This window comes from Acidovorax sp. 100 (assembly GCF_003688355.1).
GTDB classification, from domain to species: Bacteria; Pseudomonadota; Gammaproteobacteria; order Burkholderiales; family Burkholderiaceae_C; genus Acidovorax; species Acidovorax delafieldii.
In genome coordinates this window covers 4,181,458-4,203,393 of the sequence record NZ_REFD01000001.1, presented here as the reverse complement: position 1 = coordinate 4,203,393, position 21,936 = coordinate 4,181,458, and the positions used below count along the sequence as shown (strand labels likewise).

At 66.3% G+C, this 21,936-nt stretch carries 16 protein-coding genes; 9 read left to right on the top strand and 7 right to left on the bottom strand.

Annotated elements, in window-relative coordinates:
* The first annotated feature begins 110 nt into the window (after positions 1-110).
* The 4 genes from ppsA to C8C96_RS19255 all read left to right on the top strand — a co-directional run bounded on the left by ppsA (position 111) and on the right by C8C96_RS19255 (position 5,651).
* Positions 111-2,501 carry a phosphoenolpyruvate synthase gene (gene ppsA / locus C8C96_RS19270; protein WP_056061886.1) on the top strand — a complete coding sequence of 797 codons (2,391 nt, stop codon included), beginning with the start codon at positions 111-113 and terminating at the stop codon, positions 2,499-2,501.
* A 67-nt stretch (positions 2,502-2,568) separates the two neighbouring features.
* Complete coding sequence (locus tag C8C96_RS19265) at positions 2,569-2,913, top strand: DUF4212 domain-containing protein (protein WP_056061890.1); 345 nt, start codon at positions 2,569-2,571, stop codon at positions 2,911-2,913.
* The gene (locus tag C8C96_RS19260; RefSeq protein ID WP_056743323.1) at positions 2,906-5,002 is read left to right on the top strand and encodes a VC_2705 family sodium/solute symporter; all 2,097 of its coding nucleotides are present in this window, start codon (positions 2,906-2,908) and stop codon (positions 5,000-5,002) included. Before C8C96_RS19265 ends, C8C96_RS19260 begins: the two co-directional genes overlap by 8 nt.
* Positions 5,003-5,126: 124 nt before the next feature.
* Entirely contained in the window at positions 5,127-5,651 is a 525-nt protein-coding gene (locus C8C96_RS19255) for a hypothetical protein (protein ID WP_121943320.1), read from the top strand.
* A 143-nt stretch (positions 5,652-5,794) separates the two neighbouring features.
* On the opposite strand, the gene C8C96_RS19250 is transcribed toward C8C96_RS19255, so the two are convergent.
* From C8C96_RS19250 to C8C96_RS19240, 3 genes are all read right to left on the bottom strand, one after another.
* Positions 5,795-6,154, bottom strand: a complete 360-nt coding sequence (locus tag C8C96_RS19250; protein ID WP_056061897.1) for an FKBP-type peptidyl-prolyl cis-trans isomerase — start codon at positions 6,152-6,154, stop codon at positions 5,795-5,797.
* A 154-nt stretch (positions 6,155-6,308) separates the two neighbouring features.
* The gene (locus C8C96_RS19245; RefSeq protein ID WP_015013381.1) at positions 6,309-6,617 is read right to left on the bottom strand and encodes a helix-turn-helix domain-containing protein; all 309 of its coding nucleotides are present in this window, start codon (positions 6,615-6,617) and stop codon (positions 6,309-6,311) included.
* Between the two features lie 205 nt (positions 6,618-6,822).
* Positions 6,823-7,725, bottom strand: coding sequence for a LysR family transcriptional regulator (locus C8C96_RS19240; protein WP_110959241.1), 903 nt, complete (start codon positions 7,723-7,725; stop codon positions 6,823-6,825).
* 119 nt (positions 7,726-7,844) lie between these two features.
* Between C8C96_RS19240 and C8C96_RS19235 the strand changes: the two genes are divergently transcribed.
* The 3 genes from C8C96_RS19235 to C8C96_RS19225 all read left to right on the top strand — a co-directional run bounded on the left by C8C96_RS19235 (position 7,845) and on the right by C8C96_RS19225 (position 11,176).
* Complete coding sequence (locus C8C96_RS19235; protein WP_199737499.1) at positions 7,845-8,822, top strand: hydroxymethylglutaryl-CoA lyase; 978 nt, start codon at positions 7,845-7,847, stop codon at positions 8,820-8,822.
* A 23-nt stretch (positions 8,823-8,845) separates the two neighbouring features.
* Positions 8,846-10,060: a CaiB/BaiF CoA-transferase family protein gene (locus tag C8C96_RS19230; RefSeq protein WP_056743319.1), complete on the top strand. Its 1,215-nt coding sequence runs from the start codon at positions 8,846-8,848 to the stop codon at positions 10,058-10,060.
* Positions 10,061-10,165: 105 nt separating this feature from the next.
* On the top strand, positions 10,166-11,176 hold the full coding sequence (locus C8C96_RS19225) for a tripartite tricarboxylate transporter substrate binding protein (protein WP_121944097.1): 1,011 nt from the start codon (positions 10,166-10,168) through the stop codon (positions 11,174-11,176).
* Positions 11,177-11,377: 201 nt separating this feature from the next.
* Here the strand turns inward: C8C96_RS19225 and C8C96_RS19220 are convergent, their stop codons facing one another.
* The 4 genes from C8C96_RS19220 to dnaG all read right to left on the bottom strand — a co-directional run bounded on the left by C8C96_RS19220 (position 11,378) and on the right by dnaG (position 19,097).
* The gene (locus C8C96_RS19220; RefSeq protein WP_121943319.1) at positions 11,378-12,952 is read right to left on the bottom strand and encodes a methyl-accepting chemotaxis protein; all 1,575 of its coding nucleotides are present in this window, start codon (positions 12,950-12,952) and stop codon (positions 11,378-11,380) included.
* A gap of 77 nt (positions 12,953-13,029) precedes the next feature.
* Positions 13,030-14,058, bottom strand: a complete 1,029-nt coding sequence (locus tag C8C96_RS19215; protein WP_121943318.1) for a tripartite tricarboxylate transporter substrate binding protein — start codon at positions 14,056-14,058, stop codon at positions 13,030-13,032.
* A gap of 335 nt (positions 14,059-14,393) precedes the next feature.
* Positions 14,394-16,772 (bottom strand): RNA polymerase sigma factor RpoD, encoded by a 2,379-nt coding sequence (rpoD, locus tag C8C96_RS19210; protein ID WP_121943317.1) that lies wholly within the window; start codon positions 16,770-16,772, stop codon positions 14,394-14,396.
* 267 nt (positions 16,773-17,039) lie between these two features.
* Entirely contained in the window at positions 17,040-19,097 is a 2,058-nt protein-coding gene (gene dnaG, locus C8C96_RS19205) for a DNA primase (protein WP_121943316.1), read from the bottom strand.
* A 58-nt stretch (positions 19,098-19,155) separates the two neighbouring features.
* On the opposite strand from dnaG, the gene C8C96_RS19200 reads away from it, so the two are divergent.
* Positions 19,156-20,259, top strand: coding sequence for a PotD/PotF family extracellular solute-binding protein (locus C8C96_RS19200; protein WP_370107361.1), 1,104 nt, complete (start codon positions 19,156-19,158; stop codon positions 20,257-20,259).
* A 3-nt stretch (positions 20,260-20,262) separates the two neighbouring features.
* The gene (locus C8C96_RS19195; RefSeq protein WP_233193718.1) at positions 20,263-21,930 is read left to right on the top strand and encodes a GGDEF domain-containing protein; all 1,668 of its coding nucleotides are present in this window, start codon (positions 20,263-20,265) and stop codon (positions 21,928-21,930) included.
* Positions 21,931-21,936 lie beyond the last annotated feature (6 nt).

Below are 21,936 nucleotides of genomic sequence, written 5' to 3'. Positions count from 1 at the left end.
ACCGTCGGCCTACAACCACAACGACAAAGCTGCAGCCTGTGCATGGCCGCTCGCCCATCGCTCTCAGGGGGCAGGCGCGCAGACCCGGTTTCAACTTCTGGAGCTTTCCCATGTCTGCACTTTTCAGCCCGACCGCCCTGGTCGTACCGTTTGAAAACCTGAGAATGACCGATGTCGAGGCCGTTGGCGGTAAAAACGCCAGCCTCGGCGAGATGATCTCCCAGCTGCCGCAGGGTGTGCGCGTGCCCACGGGCTTTGCCACCACCGCCCACGCGTTCCGCGAGTTCCTGGCCTACGACGGCCTGGCCGACCGCATCAGCGCCAAGCTCAAAAGCCTGGATACCGAGGATGTGCGCGCCCTCGCACAGGTCGGTGCCGAGATTCGCGCCATGGTTGAGGCCCAGCCCTTCCCGGCCGACCTGCAAAAGGCCATTGCCGACGAATTTGCCAAGCTGAGCGCTGGCAACCCCGCCGCCTCATTTGCCGTGCGCTCGTCCGCCACGGCCGAGGACTTGCCCGACGCATCGTTTGCCGGCCAGCAGGAAACCTTCCTGAACGTGGTGGGCATCGACGAAGTCATGCACAAGATGAAGGAAGTGTTTGCGTCGCTGTACAACGACCGCGCCATTTCCTACCGTGTGCACAAGGGCTTCGAGCACGATGTGGTGGCCCTGTCGGCCGGTGTGCAGCGCATGGTGCGCTCCGACCTGGGCGCCGCCGGCGTGATGTTCACCATCGACACCGAATCCGGCTTTGAGGACGTTGTCTTCATCACCAGCAGCTACGGCCTGGGCGAGACGGTGGTGCAGGGCGCCGTGAACCCCGACGAGTTCTACGTACACAAGCCCATGCTCCAGGCAGGCAAGAAGGCGCTGATCCGTCGCAATCTGGGCAGCAAGCTGATCCAGATGGTGTTCTCCACGCCTGAAGAAAAGGCCGCCAGCGGCAAGCTGGTCAAGACCATTGATGTGCCCACCGAGCAGCGCAACCGCTACTCGCTGACCGACGCCGATGTGGAGCAACTGGCCCGCTACGCGCTGGTGATCGAGCAGCACTACGGCCGCCCCATGGACATCGAGTGGGGCAAGGACGGCACCGACGGCCAGCTCTACATCCTGCAGGCACGGCCTGAAACCGTGAAGAGCCAGGCCAAGGGCCAGGCCGAGCTGCGCTACAAGCTCAAGGGCCAAGGCACCGTGCTGGCCGAGGGCCGTGCCATCGGCCAGAAGATTGGCACCGGCCCCGTGCGCCTGGTGCACAACATTTCCGAGATGGACAAGGTCCAGCCGGGCGATGTGCTGGTCACCGACATGACGGACCCCAACTGGGAGCCCGTGATGAAGCGCGCCAGCGCCATCGTCACCAACCGGGGTGGCCGCACGTGCCACGCCGCCATCATTGCGCGCGAGCTGGGCATTCCGGCCGTCGTGGGCTGTGGCGACGCGACCGAGCGTCTGAAGGATGGCACGCTGGTCACGGTGAGCTGCTCCGAGGGCGACACGGGCAAGATCTACGACGGCCTGCTCGAAACCGAAGTCACCGAAGTGCAGCGCGGCGCGATGCCCCCCATCAAGACCAAGATCATGATGAACGTGGGCAACCCCCAGCTGGCGTTTGATTTTGCCCAGCTGCCCAACGAAGGCGTTGGCCTGGCGCGGCTCGAGTTCATCATCAACAACAACATTGGTGTGCACCCCAAGGCCATCCTGGACTACCCCCAGATCGATGCCGACCTGAAGAAGGCCGTGGAGTCCGTGGCCCGTGGCCATGCCAGCCCCAGGGCGTTCTATGTGGACAAGGTCGCCGAAGGCGTGGCCACTATTGCCGCCGCCTTCTGGCCCAAGCCTGTCATCGTGCGCCTGTCGGACTTCAAGTCCAACGAATACCGCAAGCTCATCGGCGGCAGCCGCTACGAGCCCGAGGAAGAAAACCCGATGCTGGGCTTCCGTGGCGCCGCCCGCTATATCAGCGAAGACTTCGGCGAAGCCTTTGCGATGGAATGTGAAGCCTTGAAGCGCGTGCGCAACGACATGGGCCTGACCAACGTGCAGGTGATGGTGCCCTTTGTGCGTACGCTCGGCCAGGCCGAACGCGTGACCAAGCTGCTGGCCAGCCATGGCCTGCAGCGTGGCAAGGACGACCTCAAGGTCATCATGATGTGCGAAGTGCCGAGCAACGCCATCCTGGCCGAGCGTTTCCTGGAGTTCTTCGACGGCTTCTCCATCGGCTCCAACGACCTGACCCAGCTCACGCTGGGCCTGGACCGCGACTCTGGCCTGGAGCTGCTGGCGCAGGACTTCGACGAGCGTGACCCGGCTGTCGAGGCACTGATCCATCAGGCGATCAAGGCCTGCCTGGCCCAGGGCAAGTACATCGGCATCTGCGGCCAGGGCCCCAGCGACCACCCTGACTTTGCGCAGTGGCTGGCCAAGGAGGGCATCTCGTCGATTTCGCTCAACCCCGACAGCGTGATTGCCACCTGGCAGCAACTGGCAGGCTGACGCACCGACCGGGCTGCCATGTGCCAACTGCACCACCCGCCATCGCGTCCGTGATGCCGCGCCAGTGATGCCGTTGCAGCAGCCCGCTACCCGCCCCGCCGACGCCGAGATGGCGGGGCCGTTTCCCCCCGACTTGCATGACGTGCGCCACCTGTGGCTCAAAGCAGGTTTGCTCCTGCTGTGGGCCCTGGTGTCTTTTGGGGCCACCTACTTCGCCCGGGACCTGCAGGTACTGGTGGTGGGGGGCTGGCCTCTGGGCTACTGGATTGCGGCGCAGGGCGCTGTGCTGGTGTTCATCGCCATCGTGGTCGCCTACGGCTGGGCCATGAACCACTTTGAGCGGCAGGACCAGCAGCAACGCGAGGCGTTGGAGCTTTCCGCCCCTCCCGCAGAAGACCGCGCCCATGGCTGAGCGCAAGCCAGGCAGCGCCGAGGCGGACCGCGCCTATTTGTGGCGGCTGCACCGTATTCTGGCGCTGTACGTGGCGGGGGTGCTGGGCTTTCTGGCACTGATGACCTGGGCTGAGCACCAGGGGCTGTCGCGCCACTGGATCGGCCCGATTTTTCTGTTCCTCACGGTGATGGTGTACGCCGGCATCGGCGTGTACGGCCGCACGACGGACCCCGAGGACTACTACGTGGCTGGGCGGCGCATTCCGCCCATGTACAACGGCATGGCGACGGCGGCCGACTGGATGAGTGCGGCCTCGTTCATCAGTCTGTCGGGCGCGCTGTACCTGCAGGGCTTTTCGGGCACGCCGGGGCAGGCCGGTGGCCTGGCCTATCTGCTGGGGTGGACGGGGGGCTTTTGCCTGGTGGCCATGCTCATCGCACCCCACCTGCGCGCCATGGGCCTGTACACCGTGCCCGACTTTTTTCACGTGCGTTTTGGTGGGCGCTGGCCGCGTGTCATTGCCGCACTGGCAGCCGTGTTGTGCTCGTTCACTTACGTGGTGGCGCAGATCTACGGCGTGGGGCTGATTGCGTCGCGCCTCACCGGCGTGCAGTTCGAGATCGGCATCATGCTGGGCCTGGGCGGGGTGTTGTTGTGCTCGTTCCTGGGCGGCATGCGGGCCATCACCTGGACGCAGGTGGCGCAGTACGTTGTGCTGCTGCTGGCGTTCATGATCCCGGTGTCGTGGCTGGCGTACAAGCAGCTGGGCAACCCGCTGGCGCCATTGGTATATGGCGCGCAGATCAGCAAGATTGCCGACCTGGAGGCGCAGCTGCTCGACTCCCCGGCCGAACACCAGGTGGTGCAGGCTTACCTGCAGCGCGCCAAGGACTTCGAAGCGCGCCTGCAGGATGTGGATGCCGCCCTGGAGCGTGAACGCGAAAAGGGCCGTGAGCGCATCCGGGCCCTGCGTGCGCAGAACGCTGATGTGGGCCTGATCGTCTCTGCCAGCCGCGAGCTGGCGGCGCTGCCCCGCGATGCTGCAGCTGCCCGCGAGCGCTGGACCCGCGAAATGCGCGAGAACTACGAGCGCGCGCGTCCTTTGGGTGGGCTGCCGCCCCACAGCCAGGCCTATGCCGGCGACCCCCACGGCACCCCCGAGGAGCAACGCGACTACGAGCTCACGCGCCGTAATTTTCTGGCGCTGATGTTCTGCCTGATGGTGGGCACCGCCGGGCTGCCCCACCTGCTGACCCGCTACTACACATCGCCCACGGTATCTGCGGCCCGCGCGTCGGTGGGCTGGTCGCTGTTTTTCATTGCGCTGCTGTACCTCAGTGCGCCCGCGCTGGCCGTGCTGGTGAAGTTCGAGGTCATGCAGAACCTGGTGGGCAGCAGTTTTGAGGCCCTGCCCACCTGGATGGCCCAATGGGCGCGGGTGGACAGCTCGCTGCTGTCGGTGGAAGACGTGAACGGCGATGGCCTGATCCAGTTTGGCGAGATCCGGCTGGGGGCCGACCTCATCATGCTGGCCACGCCCGAACTGGGTGGGCTGCCGTACGTGGTGTCGGGCCTGGTGGCGGCAGGGGGCCTGGCAGCGGCGCTGTCCACGGCCGACGGCTTGCTGCTCACCATCAGCAATGCGCTCGTGCGCGACCTGTATTTCCAGGACACGCGCCGCCAGGCGTCGCCCGAGCAGCGGGTGATCCTGACCAAGTTCACGCTGCTGGCCGTGGCCTTGTCGGCTGCGTTTGTGGCGGCGCTCAAGCCATCCGAAATCCTGCCCATGGTGTCGGCGTCCTTCTCGCTGGCGGCGTCGGCGTTTGTGCCGGTGATGGTGCTGGGCATCTTCTGGCGGGGCACCACGCGGCAAGGCGCGGTGGCGGGCATGCTGGGCGGGCTGGCTATCACGGTGTACTACATGCTGTCGCATGTGCCCGCCATGCAGGCGCTGCCGCGCTGGCTGCTGGCCGATGGGTTGTGGTTCGGCATCCAGCCCATTTCGGCCGGGGTGTTTGGTGTGCCCTGTGGCCTGCTCGTTACCTTGGTGGTCAGCTGGATCACCCGGCCTGCACCGCCGCTGCCACGCATTCGCTCGGAGATGTGAGGGGTTGGCGCCGCGCGGGGGTTATGTGTAAACCCCGATTTGCAGAGGTGCCAAAACATGGGATTCTGGTTCGCAGGTGATAGCCTTGCGGCGTCCCCCGCGACTGCTCACTACTAGGAGACTCATGGTTCTCGTCAAAACCCCCGCAGGCCAGGAAGCACTCAAGGACCGTCACGGCAGCCTGAGCTCGCGCCAGCGTTCGGCCTTCATTCTTTTTGACGGCAAGCGCACCACGGGGGAGATTTTGGCGGCCACGGCGGCCATGGGCATCACGCAGGACGATGTGCAGGCCATGATCGCCCAGGGGCTGTTGGCGCCGGTCGGGGGGCAGATGGCTGCTGCAGTCGTGGGCTCCGTTGCTGCCAGTGCACCCCTCGCTTCCGCCACGCTGGCAGAGGCTCCCGCCACCGATCTGGGCACGGTGGCGTCGCCCGTCGAAGGCTCGGGGCGTTCGCCCATGGAGCGCTACCAGGCGGCGTATCCCATCGCCACGGAGCTGACGGCGGCGCTGGGCTTGCGCGGGTTTCGCTTGAACCTCGCGGTGGAGGGCGCAGGCAGTTTTGAAGACCTGGCGGCACTGGCCCCCAAAATCCGGGAGGCGGTGGGTGATGCCAAGTTCGAGCGGCTGGACAAGGCGCTGTTTGATTGAGGCCCCGGGGTTCCGGACTGGTCTTGATGGATAGGAGCCTGAGGGCTCCCCAGCCAAAGCCCGTTTGCAAGATGCGCGGGCATAAAAAAAGCGGCCCGAGGGCCGCTTTTGTTTTGCCGATGTAGACCGGAAGGGGGCTGAGATCAGCGGCCCACCTTGAGCAGTTCCACGTCGAACTTGAGCGTGGCGTTCGGGGGGATCACGCCGCCCGCACCGCGTGCGCCATAGCCCAAGGCGGCGGGGATGATCAGGGTGCGCTGGCCGCCGATCTTCATGCCCTGTACGCCTTCGTCCCAGCCCTTGATGACCATGCCGGCGCCCAGTGCAAATTCAAAAGGGTCGTTGCGGTCGCGGCTGGAGTCGAACTTGGCACCTTGCTCACCGTTGTTGTACAGCCAGCCGGTGTAGTGCACCGACACGTTTTGGCCCTTGGTGGCTTCGGCGCCTTCGCCCACGGTGGTGTCTTCGTATTGCAGGCCGGATGCAGTGGTGGTCAGTGCCATGGGAGTTCCTTGTTTGCTATTAAAAATATAGCTTCAGGCGCATGTTTTGATTGCGCTTGAAGCTATTTTGATCCCTATTTTAACGAAAGCCCCGCGCGGAGGTCCGGCGGGGCTTCTCCCTGCGGGGCAGGGCGAGCAGGGGGGGGGAGAGGGCTCAGGCCTTCTTGGCGCGGCCTGCGACCCAGCGGGTGGCAAAGGCCTGCACGTCCGACAGGCGCTTGAGCAGGTCAGCGCCCGAGGGGGTGACGGTGTAGCCGTCGCTGCCATGGTCCACAAAACCGGCTTCGCGCAGCTCTTTGATGCGGGTGTTGAGCGTGTTGGGGGTGATGCCACCCACGCTGTCCTGCAGCAGGCGGAACGTCTGGGGGTGGCCGTCCTTCAGGGCCCACAGCACGCGCAGCGCATAGCGGCATTCAAGTTTCTCGAAAAGCTGGTTGATGGAAGCATTTTCTTTGGAGCTCATGGACGCTTCTCCTCGCGCAAGTGTTGGATCTGGATTCAGTGCGGGTGGCCGTCAACCGGGCCCGCTGATGCGCTGAGACTATAGCGCGGAACCCATTTTGCTACAAGTTTAGTAGCTCAGAACGCACAGCACACATGCGCTAGTGGCGAAAAATACAATGTTGCGTATCAAACTGTTGCGACAGGGCCACGGTTTTTGGGCCTCTTCAGGCGCGTCCCAGCCCCGCCAGATGCCCCACCAGCAACTGGGCCGCGGGGGGCAGCCACTGGGCGCTGCGGTAGCAGATGGCAAAGCGCCGCTGGGCCCAGGGGTCGCTCAGCGGGACGATGCGCACCGGTGCCAGCTGGGCAAAAGGCTGGGCCACTTCGCGTGGCACCACGCTGATGGCGAGGTTGGCGCGCACCACCCGCAGGGCGGCGTCAAAGTTGGACACCAGCACGCGGTGGGCCAGCATTTTCCCTTCCACTGCAGCGGCGCGCGCCAGCAGCACCTGCACTGCACTGAGCGCGGGCATGCTGACGAATTCGTGCTCCAGCACGTCGGCAAACCGCACGCTCTGCAGCTGGGCCACGGGGTGCGACTCGTGTGCCACCACAGCCAGGTGGTCGCTGCGGTAGGCGCTGGTTTCCAGGCCCGACAGGTCGGCTGCGTCCCAGCAGATGCCGATGGAGGCGCTGCCGTCGCGCACGCCTTGCACCACGTCCGGGCTCACGCGTTCCTCCAGGCTGATCTGGATGTTGCGGTGTGCCGGGTCTTGCAGAAAGGCCGCCACATCGTCGGCCAGCGACTCTGCCATGACCGAGGCCGTGACCAGCATGCGCACATGGCCCCGGGTGCCGGTGGCGTAGGCCGCCATGTCGCGCTCGATCTGCCCTACGCTGGCCAGCATGGTGCGGGCATGCTCCAGCAGGGTCTCGCCGGCAGGCGTTGGCACCACGCCCCGGCGCTTGCGCAGCAGCAGCGGTGTGCCCACCGTGTCTTCCAGCTGCGCCAGCCGCTTGCTGATGGCCGAGCCCACGATGGACTCCTGCTCTGCCACACGCGCGATGCTGCGCTGCTCGCACACGGCGGCAAAGAGGCGCAGGGTCTGCAAGTCCAGGTCGCGCATGGCAAACCTCCAAGTGTTGTGATGTTCCGTTTGGGAATGTTACGGCTTCCGAGATGTATTTTCTGATTCATTCGGGAATTTTTAGAATCTTGCCCAGACCCACCCGAAAGAGACATCCCGTGCACATCTCACCGATCCCATCCGACCAGCAGCCCCCGGTGGCCCGCGCCATCGTCCGCGAAGTCGGCCTGCGCGACGGCCTGCAAAGCATCGCCACGGTGGTGTCCACCGCGCACAAGATCGAATGGATCAACGCTGCCTACGCCGCCGGCCAGCGCGAGATCGAGGTGGGCTCCTTTGTGCCCGCCCGGCTGCTGCCCCAGCTGGCCGACACGGCCGAGGTCCTGGCCCACGCCAAAACGTTGCCCGGCCTGGTGGCCTCGGTGCTGGTGCCCAACATCAAAGGCGCCGAGCGCGCGCTGGAGCAGGGTGCTGACCTGATGATCGTGCCCCTGTCTGCCAGCCACGCCCACAGCCTGGCCAACCTGCGCAAGACCCCCGACGAGGTGGTGGCCGAGGTGGCCCGCATCCGCGCGCTGCGCGACGCGAGTGGCGGCCGCACCTTGATCGAGGGCGGCGTGGGCACGGCCTTTGGCTGCACCCTGCAGGGCGAAGTGGCTGAGAGCGAAGTGCTGCGCCTGATGCAGGCGCTGCTGGATGCGGGCGCCGACCGCGTGAGCCTGGCCGACACCGTGGGCTATGCCGACCCGGCTGCGGTCGCCCGCCTGTTTGGCAAAGCGCGGGCGCTGGTGGGCGACCGCCTGGCCTGCGCGCACTTCCACGACACGCGCGGCATGGGCCTGGCCAATGTGTATGCCGCCTGGCAGGCAGGCATCACGCGCTTTGATGCCTGCCTGGCGGGCATCGGCGGCTGCCCGCACGCGCCGGGCGCCAGCGGCAATGTCACCACCGAAGACCTGGTGTTCATGCTGGAGCGCATGGGCATCGCCACCGGCATCGATGTGACTGCGCTGCTCGCGCTGCGCCAGCGCGTGGCCGGATGGCTGGCGGGCGAGACCCTGCATGGCACCCTCTGGCAGGCCGGGCTGCCGCAGAATGCCGCACCCGCCGTGCTGCGTGAAGCAGCAACGGCCTGAACCCCTTTCTGAACGCTCTGAACATGCACGACACATCCGCCCCTCTCTCGTCCCCCCGCCTGCCGCTGGAAGGCCTGCGCGTGGTGGAGTTCACCCACATGGTCATGGGCCCCACCTGCGGCATGGTGCTGGCCGACCTGGGCGCCGAGGTCATCAAGGTCGAGCCGGTGGACGGCGACCGCACCCGCCACCTGCTGGGCGCGGGCGCGGGCTTCTTCCCCATGTTCAACCGCAACAAGAAGAGCATTGCGCTCGACCTGCGCAGCCCCGAGGGCCTGGCGGTGGCGCGCAAGCTGGCCGCATCGGCCGACGTGGTGGCGCAAAACTTCAAGCCCGGCGTGATGACCAAATACGGCCTGGACTATGCCGCCCTGAGCCAGGTCAACCCGCGCCTCATCTACGTCAACCACACCGGCTTCTTGCCCGGCCCGTACGAGCACCGCACGGCGCTGGACGAGGTGGTGCAGATGATGGGCGGACTGGCTTACATGACTGGCCGCCCCGGCGACCCGCTGCGCGCAGGCAGCAGCGTGAACGACATCATGGGCGGCATGTTTGGCGCGATTGGCGCCATGGCGGCGCTGATGCAGCGCGGCATCACCGGGCGCGGGCAGGAGGTGGACTCGGCCCTGTTCGAGAACAACGTGTTCCTGGTCGGCCAGCACATGATGCAGTACGCCGTCACCGGAAAACCGGCCGCGCCCATGCCCGACCGCATCTCGTCCTGGGCCGTGTACGACGTGTTCAGCGTGAAGGACGGCGGGCAGATCTTTTTGGCCGCCGTGAGCGATGCGCAGTGGCAGACCTTCTGCGACGCCATGGGCTATGCCGACCTGAAGGCCGACACCGGCCTGGCCACCAACAACGACCGCGTGCGCGCCCGCCCCACGCTGATGCCGGTGCTGCGCGAGCGGCTGGCGCAGCACACGGCCGATGAACTGGCCGCGATCTTCGAGCGCCACGGCCTGCCGTTTGCACCCATCCGCCGGCCCGAAGAACTGTTTGACGACCCGCACCTGCAAGCCACGGGGGGCCTCGCCGACATCACGCTGCCCGATGGCGAACGTGCCGGGCAGACCGCGCAGATCACGCTGATGCCGCTGCGCATGGACGGCCAGCGCCTGGATGTGCGCTGCGACCCGCCGCGCCTGGGCCAGCACACGGCCGAACTGCTGCAGGGCCTGGGCTACACCGCCGATGAAGTGACCGCGCTGCAGGCCACCGGGGCCATTGCCTGATTTTTCCTTGACGACCGGGGCAGCCCACGCGGCGCAGACCGCAGGCCCTGGATTCCAACCACACTACCGGAGACAACCGTGCCCCTGCCCACCCCTGCTTTTGACATGCACCGCATCGCGCCCGCCCGCCATGGCGTGCTCACGCGCCGCCAGGCGCTGGCCACCGGTGCGGCCGCGCTGGGCGCCGCCGCCTGGGGCCTGCCCCGCCTGGCCCGTGCCCAGGGCGACGGCAAGCCGCTGCGCGTGATCCTGCCGCTGTCGGCGGGCTCAGGGGCCGACGGCGCCATCCGAGCCATCAGCACCAGCCTGGCCAAGGCGCTGGGCCAGCCCATCGTCATCGAGAACCTGCCGGGCGCGGGTGGCATCACCGGCACCACGCAGATCGTGCGTGCGCCCAAGGACGGCTCGGTGATCGGCGTGGTGTCCAACAACCACGTGGTCAACCCCAGCGTTTACAAGAACATTCCGTTCGACTCGCTGGCCGACATCACCCCCATCACCATCCTGGGCGCCACGCCGTTTGTGCTGGTCGCGCACCCTGCGGTGCCCGCCAAGACGGTGCAGGAGCTGATCGCGCTGGCCAAGTCCAAACCCGGCGTGCTCAACTACGGCTCGTCGGGCAACGGCACCATCCTGCACCTGGGCGCGGCCATGTTCGTGGACCAGGCCAAGATCGACATCAAGCACATTCCCTACCGGGGCATGGGCCCGCTGATGAACGACATCCTGGGCGGGCAGGTGCAGCTGGGGGTGGTGGCGGTGGCACCGGCGGCTGCGCACATCAAGGCAGGCGCCTTGCGGGCCCTGGGTGTGACCACCGCCACCCGCGTGGCGGCACTGCCGGGCGTGCCCACCATTGCCGAGCAAGGCCTGCCGGGCTATGAGCTGGATGGGTGGATCGCCCCGGTGGCGCCTGCGGGCCTGCCCAAGGCCGAGCTGGCGCGGCTGTACAACGGCTTCAAGGCCGCCATGGAGATGCCCGAGGCGCGTGACGCGCTGATTGCGCAGGGCTACGAGATCAAGCTCACGCCGCCCGAGCCGGCCGCCGCCTTCTTCCGCAGCGAAGCAGCGCGCATGGCGCAGGTGGTGAAGAACGCGAACGTGAAGATCGACTGACGCAGCGCAGGGGGCTGCCTGCAGCGTGTTTTTGCGCAGCAGCAGGCAGGTTTTGAGGGTTTTTGGGCGCTTGCGCTAGTGCAATATGCCTGAGTAGCTATTGTATTGATAGCATTTGCATGGCCGCCGTGGCCCTGCGCCTGCAGGGCTGTGGTGCCACCGCGGGGGCGGTGTGATGTGCAATTGCCTTGCGGCCCCCCGTCAGGCCCGCGGCGCGGGGAGCGCGGGGTGGGCGTGGCGCAGGCGGAACACCTCCACGGCCTCCACCAGTTGCTGCGCTTGCCCGCTCAGGCTGCCTGCGGCAGCGGCGCTTTCTTCGACCAGGGCGGCGTTCTGCTGTGTCGCCTCGTCCATGCGCACGATGGCCTGCGTCACGCGCAGCATGTCGCTGGTCTGTGCGGCGCTGGCCTGGCTGATCTCTTCCATCAGCGCGCTCACACCCTGGATGGACGACACCACCTCGGCCATGGTGGTGCCTGCATTGCGCGCCAGGTCCGAGCCGGCCTGCACGCGCTCCACGCTGGTCTGGATGAGCTGCTTGATCTCGCGTGCGGCGCTGGCGCTGCGGGTGGCGAGGTTGCGCACCTCGCTGGCCACCACGGCAAAGCCCCGGCCCTGTTCACCGGCGCGCGCGGCCTCGACGGCGGCATTGAGCGCGAGGATGTTGGTCTGGAATGCGATGCCGTCGATGACGCCAATGATGTCGGCAATGCGGCGCGAGCTGTCCTGGATGCCCTGGACCACCTCCACCATCTGCGTGACCACGTCACCCCCCCTCTGCGCCACAGTGGCGCCGTTGCGCGCCAGCTCGTTCGCGCGCTGGGCGTTGGAGGCGTTCTGCTGCACCGTGGATTGCAGCTGCTGCATCGACGAGGTGGTTTCGTCCAGCGACGAGGCCTGCTCTTCGGTGCGCAGGCTCAGGTCGGCATTGCCCTGCGCGATTTCAGCACTGGCGCTGGCCACGCCCTCGGCATTGCTGCGCACGCCAGAGACCACGTTTTCCAGGTTGTCCTGCATGGCGCGCAAGGCCTCCAGCAGGCGCGCGGGTTCATCCGTGCCCTCCACCTCGATGCGGGTGGTGAGATCGCCCGCCGCCACCTTGTGCGCCACCGACACCGCCACCCCCAGGGGGCGCACCACCGAGCGGGTGAGCAGCCAGCCCGCGCAGGCGCCCAGCGCCGTGACCAGCGCGAGTGCCACCAGGCTGCTGAACAGTGCGCGCCGGGCGTCCTGCGCAGCCTCCTGGGCGATGACTGCACTGCTGGCGGCCACCTGCTGGCTCAGCTCGGTGAGCAGCTTGGCCGGGCCCTGGTCGATGTCGGCCACGTCCGCATCGCCCGCCGAGGGCACAAAGCCCAGCGACTGGAACACCTCAAAGCCCTTGCGGTAGCCCTGCGCCATCTGGGCGTGGGCCTGGGTGAACTTTTGCAGCGCCGCCTTTTCCTGCGCGTCGGTCAGCTGGGGCTCCAGCGACTTGGCCGCATCGGCCACCCGTTTTTCACTGGCCTGGAAGGCATTCCAGTGCAACTCGCGCTTGCGCGAGTCCTCGCCCCGCAGCAGGGTGTTCTTCCACTCCAGCACCTGGGTCTTGAACTCGCTTTCCATGCGGCTCACGGCGCGCTCCTGCGCCACGCGCTGTTGCACCGTGGTGTCGTAGGTGCCGAGCGTTTGGTACAGAGCCGCAATGCCGAACAGCGCGGCCCCCAGCAGCAGGGCCAGCACCAGGCCCAGGGCTGTGGCCATGCGTGCGCCGATGGAGTAGTTGGACATTTTCATCAGAGGCTCCAAAGGTTCTGCAGCAGGCCGGTCGGCTGGTGCTCAGAGGCGCTTGCGGCGGGGGTGTTCAGACCTTCTCAGGCCTTCAGCTTGAGCAGGTACACCATCACGCGGGCGGTCGTGAGGTCCAGTTCCATGAACTCTGCCAAATCCTTGCCGGTGAGCCAAGAGGGTTCCCACCGGTTCTGCTTGAGCGTGCGCAGCCAGGATTCGTGGCGGGTGGCGGCCTCGACGGCGGCCAGCATCTCCGCCGTGCGTGCGGCGGACACGCCCTTGCCGGTGAACACACCGCGCCAGTTCGCCATCACGGCATCCAGCCCTTGTTCGCGGAACGACGGCAGGCCAAAGACGCTGCGGCGCGACGACACGCCCACGGCGCGCAGCTTGCCGCTGGCAATGGCATCGTTGAACTCGCTGTAGCCCGACAAACCCAGGGCTGCGTTGCCCGACAGCACGGCCTCGACCACCTCGGCACCGCCAGGGAAGGGTTTGTAGACCAGCCCCTCCGGGTTGGCCTTGGCGGCGCGGGCCAGCACGCCTGCGTAGATGTGGTCCACACCACCGGCCGAACCGCCGGCAATCGGCACGGCCTTGAGGTCGGCACGCAGCGCATCGGCGAGGTCCTTGGTGGTCTTGATGGGCGAGTTGGCGGCCACGGCGGCCACCAGGTAGTCGCTGGTGAGCCGCGCCAGGGGCTGGATCTGTGTCATGTCCACTGCAGGCTTTTGCAGTGCCACGGCGCCCACCATCACCATGCCACCCATCAGCAGCGTGTTGGGGTCGTTGCTGTACTTTTCGGCGTATTTGGCCAGGCCGATGGTGCCGCCCTTGCCGCCGATGTTTTCGTATTCCACCTGGTCCGCAGCGCCGGCTGCGACCATGGCTGCTCCGAGGGCTCGGCCTGTCTGGTCCCAGCCGCCACCGGCATTGGCAGGGATCACGATGCGCACGGTGCCCGCCAGCTTGGCAGGCTTGGCGGCTGCAGGGGCAGGACGGGCTGCTGTCGCAGCGCTCTGCGCCCAGGCGGAGGGGGCGAGCGCAGTCCAGGCCAGGGCGGTCGCAACGGATTGGGCAAGGGCACGGCGGCGGTCGATGGCTGCAGACATGGAAAGTCCTTTGACAAGAGGGAAGGCAGGAAGGGCGTCGGGAACCAGATCTCAGGCCGCTGCGGGAGCGCCCTGACTGGGTTGCTTGCGCGTTGCCACGCCGAAGCAACGCAGTCAGCCTGTGGCTGCATGCACAGGGAAGGGACCTGCGCACCACCTGGGCTGCGCGCAATGGTCGCCAGCCAAGCTGTCAGTCTGCTGTCGCTGGCATCAGGGTAAACGCGGGGTTTATGGCCCCGTGCAGAGCGGTGCGCCGATCAGCGCACCATGAAAAACGCCCTGCGCCGCAGGTGCGGGGCAGGGCGTTGAAGCCAGTAAAGGCTGGGTCGCGAGGCTTACAGCGAGTCGATGAAGCTGCGCAGCTTGTCAGAGCGGCTGGGGTGCTTGAGCTTGCGCAGCGCCTTGGCTTCTATTTGGCGAATGCGCTCGCGGGTCACGTCGAACTGCTTGCCCACTTCTTCCAGCGTGTGGTCGCTGGTCATCTCGATACCGAAGCGCATGCGCAGCACCTTGGCTTCGCGGGGGGTCAGGCCATCGAGGATGTCCTTGACCACGTCGCGCAGGCCGGCCTGCATGGCGGCTTCGATAGGCGCGGTGTTGGCACCGTCCTCGATGAAGTCGCCCAGGTGGCTGTCGTCGTCGTCGCCGATCGGCGTTTCCATGGAGATCGGCTCCTTGGCGATCTTCATGATCTTGCGGATCTTGTCCTCGGGGATCTCCATCTTGGCCGCCAGGATGGACGCATCGGGCTCGAAACCAAACTCTTGCAAGTGCTGGCGGCTGATGCGGTTCATCTTGTTGATCGTCTCGATCATGTGCACCGGGATACGGATGGTGCGCGCCTGGTCGGCGATCGAGCGGGTGATGGCCTGGCGAATCCACCAGGTGGCGTACGTCGAGAACTTGTAGCCCCGGCGGTATTCGAACTTGTCCACCGCCTTCATCAGGCCGATGTTGCCTTCCTGGATCAAATCGAGGAACTGGAGGCCACGGTTGGTGTACTTCTTGGCGATCGAGATCACAAGGCGCAGGTTGGCCTCGATCATTTCCTTCTTGGCATCGCGCGAGGTGGCTTCACCTTCGTTCATGCGCTTGTTGATGCCTTTGAGCTCGGCCAACGGCACGACCACGCGCGACTGCAGGTCGATCAGCTTTTGCTGCAGATCCTGGATGGGCGGGATGTTGCGCGCAATCACGGCCGACCAGGGCTTGCCGGCGGTGGCCTGCTTCTCGACCCACTGCAGGTTCAGCAGATTGGGCGGGAAGTCCTTGATGAAGGTTTCCTGCGGCATGCCGCACTTGTCCACGATGATGCGGCGCAGCTCGCGTTCCTTCTTGCGCACGTCGTCCACCTGGCCGCGCACCATGTCGCACAGCTTCTCGATGGTCTTGGCGGTGAAGCGGATGGTCATCAGCTCGGCCGACAAAGCAGCTTGCGCCTTGACATAGGCGGGCGTGCCGTAGCCTTCCTTGTCGTAGACCTTGTGCACTTTTTCGAACAGCTCACGCAGCTTGTCAAAGCGCTCCAGTGCCTGCTTCTTGAGTTCTTCGAGTTTCTTGGTCAGCGCCTTGGAGCCGCCCTTGCCGTCGTCGTCATCGGCCTCGTCGAATTCGTCGAAGTCTTCTTCGGCCACATAGTCGTCGGCCTCGTTGGGGTTGGAGAAGCCGTCCACGATGGTCGAGATGACGACCTTGCCTTCGCGGATCTCCTCGCCCATGTTGAGGATCTCGGCGATGGTGGCGGGCGATGCGCTGATCGCCTCCATCATGGCCATCAGGCCGCCTTCGATGCGCTTGGCGATTTCGATTTCGCCTTCGCGGGTCAGCAGCTCCACGGTGCCCATTTCGCGCATGTACATGCGCACGGGGTCGGTGGTGCGGCCGAATTCCGAGTCCACGGTGGACAGCGCGGCTTCGGCGGCTTCTTCGGCCTCTTCCTCGGTGGCGCCAGCGGGAGCGTTGTCCGTGATGATCAGCGCTTCGGCATCGGGCGTCTGCTCGTACACCGCCACGCCCAGGTCGTTCAGGGTGGTGATGACGGCTTCGAGGGTTTCGGCATCGACCAGCTTGTCGGGCAAGTGGTCGTTGATTTCAACGTGCGTGAGGTAGCCGCGGGTCTTGCCCAGCTTGATCAGGGCCTTCAGGCGCTGGCGGCGCTTTTGCATGTCCTCTTCGGACAGGACGGTTTCGTCCAGGCCGAATTCCTTCATCAAGGCGCGTTCCTTGGCCTTGCTGATCTTCATGCGCAGGGGCTTGACCTTCTCGACCGTGGCGGCTGCCTCGGGGGTCTCTTCGATCTCGCCTTCGAGATCGGCCTCGATGTCCGACAGGTCGGTATCGTCCACGCTCTCATCGCCACCGGCGGCTGCCTTGGGCTTGCGGCCGCGCTTGGCGGGGGCTTTGGCTTCGGCGGCACCAGCAGCCTTGGCGGGGCGGCCAGGCTTTTTCTTGGGCGCTTCTTCGTCGTCCGCAGCTGCGGCGACGGCCTTGGCGCGGGCAGGTTTCTTTTTCAGCAACTCATCGGCAGCTTTGATCAGCTCGGCGGTACTTTTCACGGGCACAATTTTCACTTTCTTGGCGACCGGGGCGGGCGCAGCGGCAGCGGCCTTTTTGGGGGCCGCCTTGGCCGGCGCTTTGGCCGCGGTTTTGGAGACAGCCTTTGCGGCGGTGCCTGAGGCAGACTTGGGCGACTTCGCGGACTTTTGAGCGGGCATGGAGCAACCTCAGAATCAAAAACGGACACAAAGAAAACGCAAGCGCCTCAGATCCCGGCGCGGGTGGCAACGCAAAGCAACGAGGGCTTTGCGCCTGGAGGGGACACCCTCAGCGGCAAGATGTCTGGGCGATCATTTGGTGTGCAGTCCTTGCGATAAGTGGGCCCATCAGCGCATAGGTGCGCGTTTGTCACGGTGGCCCGGCTCGGAGGTGCTGCTGTCGCTCTTGCCAATAACTAACCTTATATTATACCGCCCAGACCCTATTCAAGTGGTTTTTGGCGCTATTTGCTCCAGTTCCTTGCGCTTTTCGGCCAGCGCCCGGTAACGCTCCAGGGCAGATGGGTCTTGTGCCACCTGCAGCACCAGCACTTTTTGCTGCTCCTTGATGTCTTCGATCTGCATGCGGGTGAGCAGGTCGCGCAGCTCCAGCCGCAATTCGTGCAGTTCGCCCTCGGTCTGCGCATGCGAGCCGGTCATCACCTTGACGGCCAGCTCTTCGCACTCGTGATCGCGCAGGCTTTCGCGCAGCACGGCCCAGGCCAGGGGGCCATGTTCGTGGAACTGCGCCTCCAGCCACGCAAACAGTGGCCCATGGGGCGCAGGCTGGGCCGCCAGTGTGGTGTGGTCGTCGTGCGTCAGCTCTTCCAGAAACGCCATGTGCGACAGCAGCAGCCGCGCCGCGTGGTCCGCCCGGCCCATGGCCGGCGTGCGGGGCAAGCGGGGCTGGGGCGGCCAGGGAGCGTCCTTGTCGCGCTTTTTCCAGCCTCCGCCGCTTTTCCAGTCGCCCCCTTTGCGGAACGGGGGCTTGCCGCCGCTGCCATAGCCACTTTGGCCTCCGTAGCCTCCCTGGTTGCCGTAACTGCCGTAGCCTGGGTCGTAGGCCGTGCCTGTCGACTCGCTGTGGGGTTGCCAGCCATCGGTGTCGGGCGGGGCATCCCAACTGGGGGCGTCATCAGGGGCGGTACGGGGCGGGTGGCGCTGCGGGGGGGCATGGTGTGCAGCGCGCAGGCCGTCGCGGGCGGCGGCCTGGCCCCACAGGTCGGACAGGTCGCGGGCATTGAGCTGGGTCAGCTCGGCCAGCTCGCCCAGCAGCTGGCGCTTGAGCACGCCGTCGGGCAGCGCCGTCCACAGCGGGCGTGCATTGCTGGCCATGTGGGCGCGGCCTTCGGCGGTGGCCAGGTCGCAGCCCTCGCTGGCCGATTCGACCAGGAAGCGGCTCAGCGGCATGGCGTCGCTCACATGGCGCGCAAAGGCGTCGGTGCCATGGTCGCGGATGAAGCTGTCCGGGTCGTGCTCTGCGGGCAGGAACAGAAACTTGATGCTGCGCGTGTCGGTGGCATGGGGCAGGGCGCCATCCAGGGCCTTGCGCGCGGCGCGCCGCCCGGCGTTGTCGCCGTCAAAGCTGAACACCACCGCGTCGGTAAACCGCAGCAGCTTTTGCACATGCTCTGGCGTGCACGCCGTGCCCAGTGTGGCCACCGCGTTCGGAAAACCCAGCTGCGCCAGGGCCACCACGTCCATATAGCCCTCGGTGACCAGCGCGTAGCCCGCCTCGCGGATGGGCGTGCGGGCCTCAAACAGGCCGTACAGCTCGCGCCCCTTGTGAAATACCGGGGTTTCGGGGGAGTTGAGGTACTTGGGCTTGTCGTCCCCCAGCACCCGGCCACCAAAGCCGATGTACTCGCCCTTGACGTTGCGGATGGGGAACATCACCCGGTCGCGAAACCGGTCATAGCGCTTGCCACCGTCTTCGTCGTTGACGATGACCAGGCCGCTTTCCTCCAGCAGCGGGTCGTCGTAGCTTGGGAACACGCTGGCCAGGCTGCGCCAGCCTTCGGGCGCGTAGCCCAGTCCGTAGCGCTTGGCCACCGCGCCCGAGACACCCCGGCCCTTGAAGTACCCGATGGCGCGCTGCGACTCGCGCAGGTGGCGGCGGTAGGCGTCGGCGGCTTTCTCCAGCACCTCGTTCAGCGTGGCTTGTTTCTGTCGCGCGGCGGCGGCGCGTTCCTTTTCCTGCGGGGAGATGTCGTCATCGGGCACCTGCAGGCCCACGCTCTGGGCCAGGTCCTGGACGGCCTCGACGAACCCCATGCCCGCGTGGTCCATCAGAAAGCTGATGGCATTGCCGTTCTTGCCGCAGCCAAAGCAGTGATAGAACTGCTTGGCGGGGCTGACGCTGAAAGAGGGCGACTTCTCTCCGTGAAAGGGGCACAGCCCCATGAAATTGGCGCCACCTTTTTTCAGCTGGACGTAGCGCCCCACGATGTCCACCACGTCCACACGGGTGAGCAGTTCCTGAATGAAAGACTGAGGGATCGTCACGCGCCCTATTGTCCGCGTAAACTCTTTGTAACCAGTTATTGCTGGAAAGGCTTTTGGCATGGGGTTCGCGGCATGTGGGCGGGCGTTGGCGGGTAGGGCGCTGCACGGGTGGCGCGCCAGCCTGCCCGTGCTGCTGTTCGCGCTGGCGGGACTCGCATGGCTGCCGGGGGCCTCGCAGGCCGCGACGGTCCTCAGGGTGCTGGCCTGGCCGGGTTATGCCGACCCGGACTTTGTCGCGGTGTTCGAGAAGCGCCATGGGGTCAAGGTGGAGATCACCATCGTGGCGTCGGACGACGTCTTGCGCGCCAAGATGGACAGCACCGACGGGCCGGGTTTTGACCTGGTGGCTGCCAACACGGCGGAAATTGCGCGGCTGATCCTCCATGACAAGCTCGCGCCGTTGCCGTTGAGCAACATCCGCAACACTGCCGGGCAGCTGCCCCGGTTTCGCCAGCTGCACACCATCTCGGGCATTGGCTGGCGGGGCGAGGTCTATGCCATGCCCTTCACCTACTCCGAGATGGGGCTGGTGTACGACCGCCAGCAGTTCAGCACGCCACCGCAGTCGATCGCCGTGCTGTGGGACCCGCGCTGGCAGGGCAAGGTGCTGGCGTTTGACGGCAGCAGCCACGGATTTTCGCTGGCCGCCATGCGCCGGGGCCTGCCGCCGTTTCGCATCGACCCCGCCCGTTTCAGCCCGCTGGCCAAGGACCTGGTGGCCCTGCGGCGCAATGTGCGGTCGTTCTACAGCCTGCCCGAGGAGTCGGTGGAGCTGTTTCGCAAGCACAAGGTGGCGGTAATGCACGCCAACTACGGCCAGCAGCAGCTCAAGCAGCTGCGCGATGCGGGGCTGGATGTGGGCTACGTTGTGCCCAAGGAGGGCGCGCTCGCCTGGCTGGATTGCTGGGCCATCACCCGCCGCTCCACCCAGGTCGCGCTGGCTGCCGAGTGGATCAACTACATGCTCGACCCGGCCGTGAGCCGCGAGTTCACGCGGCGCCAAGGGCTGGCCAACACCCTGGACGAGCCACCAGCACTGGCGGGCGATGTGCCCGGGGGGACCATGGGCCCCATCGTGTGGCTGGAGCCGGTGGAAGACGAAGCCCTGCGCGCCCGCCTCTGGCAACGCATCGTGTCGGGCGACCGACCCAACCGGTTCTGACCGATGGCACGCGTGAAATGGAGCATCGCGCTGAGGCTGGGGGCCCTGCTGGCCTCGTTCAGTGTGTTCGCGGCCATTCTGGCGGGCTACTACACCTTTGACTCGAGCCGCGAACGCCTGCAGGGGCGGGCCGAGCGCTCGCTGCTGGCCACCACGCAGGTGCTGGCGCGCCACATGCAGGCGGGCTTTGGCACGGTGGCGCGCGACACGGCCTTTCTGGCCGACGCCGCTGCCGTCGAACAAGACCAGGGACGGCTGGCCGACCTGTTCAAGGCCAACCTGCAGGCCCATCCCGCCTATTTGCAGATCCGCTTCATCAGCGCCAGCGACTACGGGCTGGAGCTGGTGCGCATCGATCGCCAGGGCGACAAGCTGGTGCGCGTGCCCGATGACCAGCTGCAGGAGAAGTCGCACTTTCCGTTCGTTTTCGAGGCCCTCAGCCTGCCCGATGGGGAGGTGTATGTGTCCGAGTTCGGCATCAACCATGAAGACGCCGCGCAGGAGGCGGCCGTGCCCGTGTTCAACATGGCGTCGCCCGTGGTGCAGGGGGGGCAGCTGCGGGGCGTGGTGGTGGTGCGTGTGGCGGCCGCGCCGTTCCTGCACAACTTCAACGCGGCGCTGCCGACCCCTTACGGTTTTTATCTGAGCAACCGCTGGGGTGACTTTCTGGTGCACCCGGACGCTGCGCAGACCTTTGGCTTTGACCGGGGCCAGCGCATCCTGATCCAGGAGTCGTTCCCGCAGGTGGCCGCGCTCGTCGATGGCCGTGCCGAAGAGGCGGTACTCAGCCAGTCCGGCACCGACGACGAGGAGGCGCGTGTCTTTGCCTTTGTGCGCATGCCCTTTGGCAACGCGGACGAGGGGCGTTTCATGGTCGTGGGGCTCTCGCAGCCGCTGGCCGTGGTGCAGGGCGAGGTGCTGGACCTGGGGCGCAGCATCCTCAAGATCCTGCTGGTGCTCAGCGTGGTGGGTGTGGCCCTGGCGGCTGGGGTATCGCGCCTGGTGACCCAGCCGCTCCAGGCCATGGTGAAGGCGGCGCAGGCGTTTTCGCGTGGGGAGGCCCACGGCGCGCTGCCGGTGCACCGGGGCGACGAGGTGGGCGAGCTGGCCCGCAGCTTCCAGGACATGGAGCAGCAGATCAGCCGCCAGCTGGCCGAGCTGAACCTGAGCCGAGACGCCATGGCCCACCTGGCGCACCACGACGCACTCACCGGCCTGCCCAACCGCCGCATGTTCGAGCAGCGCCTGGCCCAGGTGCTGGAGCTGTCGCGCCGCAGCGGCCGCAGCTGTGCACTGTTGTTCGTGGACCTGGATGAGTTCAAAGCCATCAACGACACGCGTGGGCATGCCGTGGGCGATCTGGTGCTGCAGGCGGTGGCACGCACCATCGTCGGCGCCGTGCGGCAGGTGGACACCGTGGCCCGGCTCGCCGGGGATGAGTTCACGGTGCTGTGCGAAAACGTGGATTCCGAAGAGGCCGCGCTGCAGATCGTGACCAAGCTGCAGCACGCGTTCGAGCCACCGCTGGACATCGACGGCGAGCCCCTGGCCGTGCGCGCCAGCATCGGCCTGAGCCTGTTCCCCCGCGACGCGCAGGATGCGCGCACACTCATGGCCAGCGCCGACGCGGCCATGTACCGCATCAAGCAGAGCCACAAGCGAAGGTTGTGAGGCTGC

Coding starts and splice junctions, on each gene's coding strand:
- ppsA (WP_056061886.1), top strand. CDS start 111: ATGTCTGCACTTTTCAGCCCGACCGCCCTGGTCGTACCGTTTGAAAAC.
- C8C96_RS19265 (WP_056061890.1), top strand. CDS start 2,569: ATGCCGTTGCAGCAGCCCGCTACCCGCCCCGCCGACGCCGAGATGGCG.
- C8C96_RS19260 (WP_056743323.1), top strand. CDS start 2,906: ATGGCTGAGCGCAAGCCAGGCAGCGCCGAGGCGGACCGCGCCTATTTG.
- C8C96_RS19255 (WP_121943320.1), top strand. CDS start 5,127: ATGGTTCTCGTCAAAACCCCCGCAGGCCAGGAAGCACTCAAGGACCGT.
- C8C96_RS19250 (WP_056061897.1), bottom strand. CDS start 6,154: ATGGCACTGACCACCACTGCATCCGGCCTGCAATACGAAGACACCACC.
- C8C96_RS19245 (WP_015013381.1), bottom strand. CDS start 6,617: ATGAGCTCCAAAGAAAATGCTTCCATCAACCAGCTTTTCGAGAAACTT.
- C8C96_RS19240 (WP_110959241.1), bottom strand. CDS start 7,725: ATGCGCGACCTGGACTTGCAGACCCTGCGCCTCTTTGCCGCCGTGTGC.
- C8C96_RS19230 (WP_056743319.1), top strand. CDS start 8,846: ATGCACGACACATCCGCCCCTCTCTCGTCCCCCCGCCTGCCGCTGGAA.
- C8C96_RS19225 (WP_121944097.1), top strand. CDS start 10,166: ATGCACCGCATCGCGCCCGCCCGCCATGGCGTGCTCACGCGCCGCCAG.
- C8C96_RS19220 (WP_121943319.1), bottom strand. CDS start 12,952: ATGAAAATGTCCAACTACTCCATCGGCGCACGCATGGCCACAGCCCTG.
- C8C96_RS19215 (WP_121943318.1), bottom strand. CDS start 14,058: ATGTCTGCAGCCATCGACCGCCGCCGTGCCCTTGCCCAATCCGTTGCG.
- rpoD (WP_121943317.1), bottom strand. CDS start 16,772: ATGCCCGCTCAAAAGTCCGCGAAGTCGCCCAAGTCTGCCTCAGGCACC.
- C8C96_RS19200 (WP_370107361.1), top strand. CDS start 19,156: ATGGGGTTCGCGGCATGTGGGCGGGCGTTGGCGGGTAGGGCGCTGCAC.
- C8C96_RS19195 (WP_233193718.1), top strand. CDS start 20,263: ATGGCACGCGTGAAATGGAGCATCGCGCTGAGGCTGGGGGCCCTGCTG.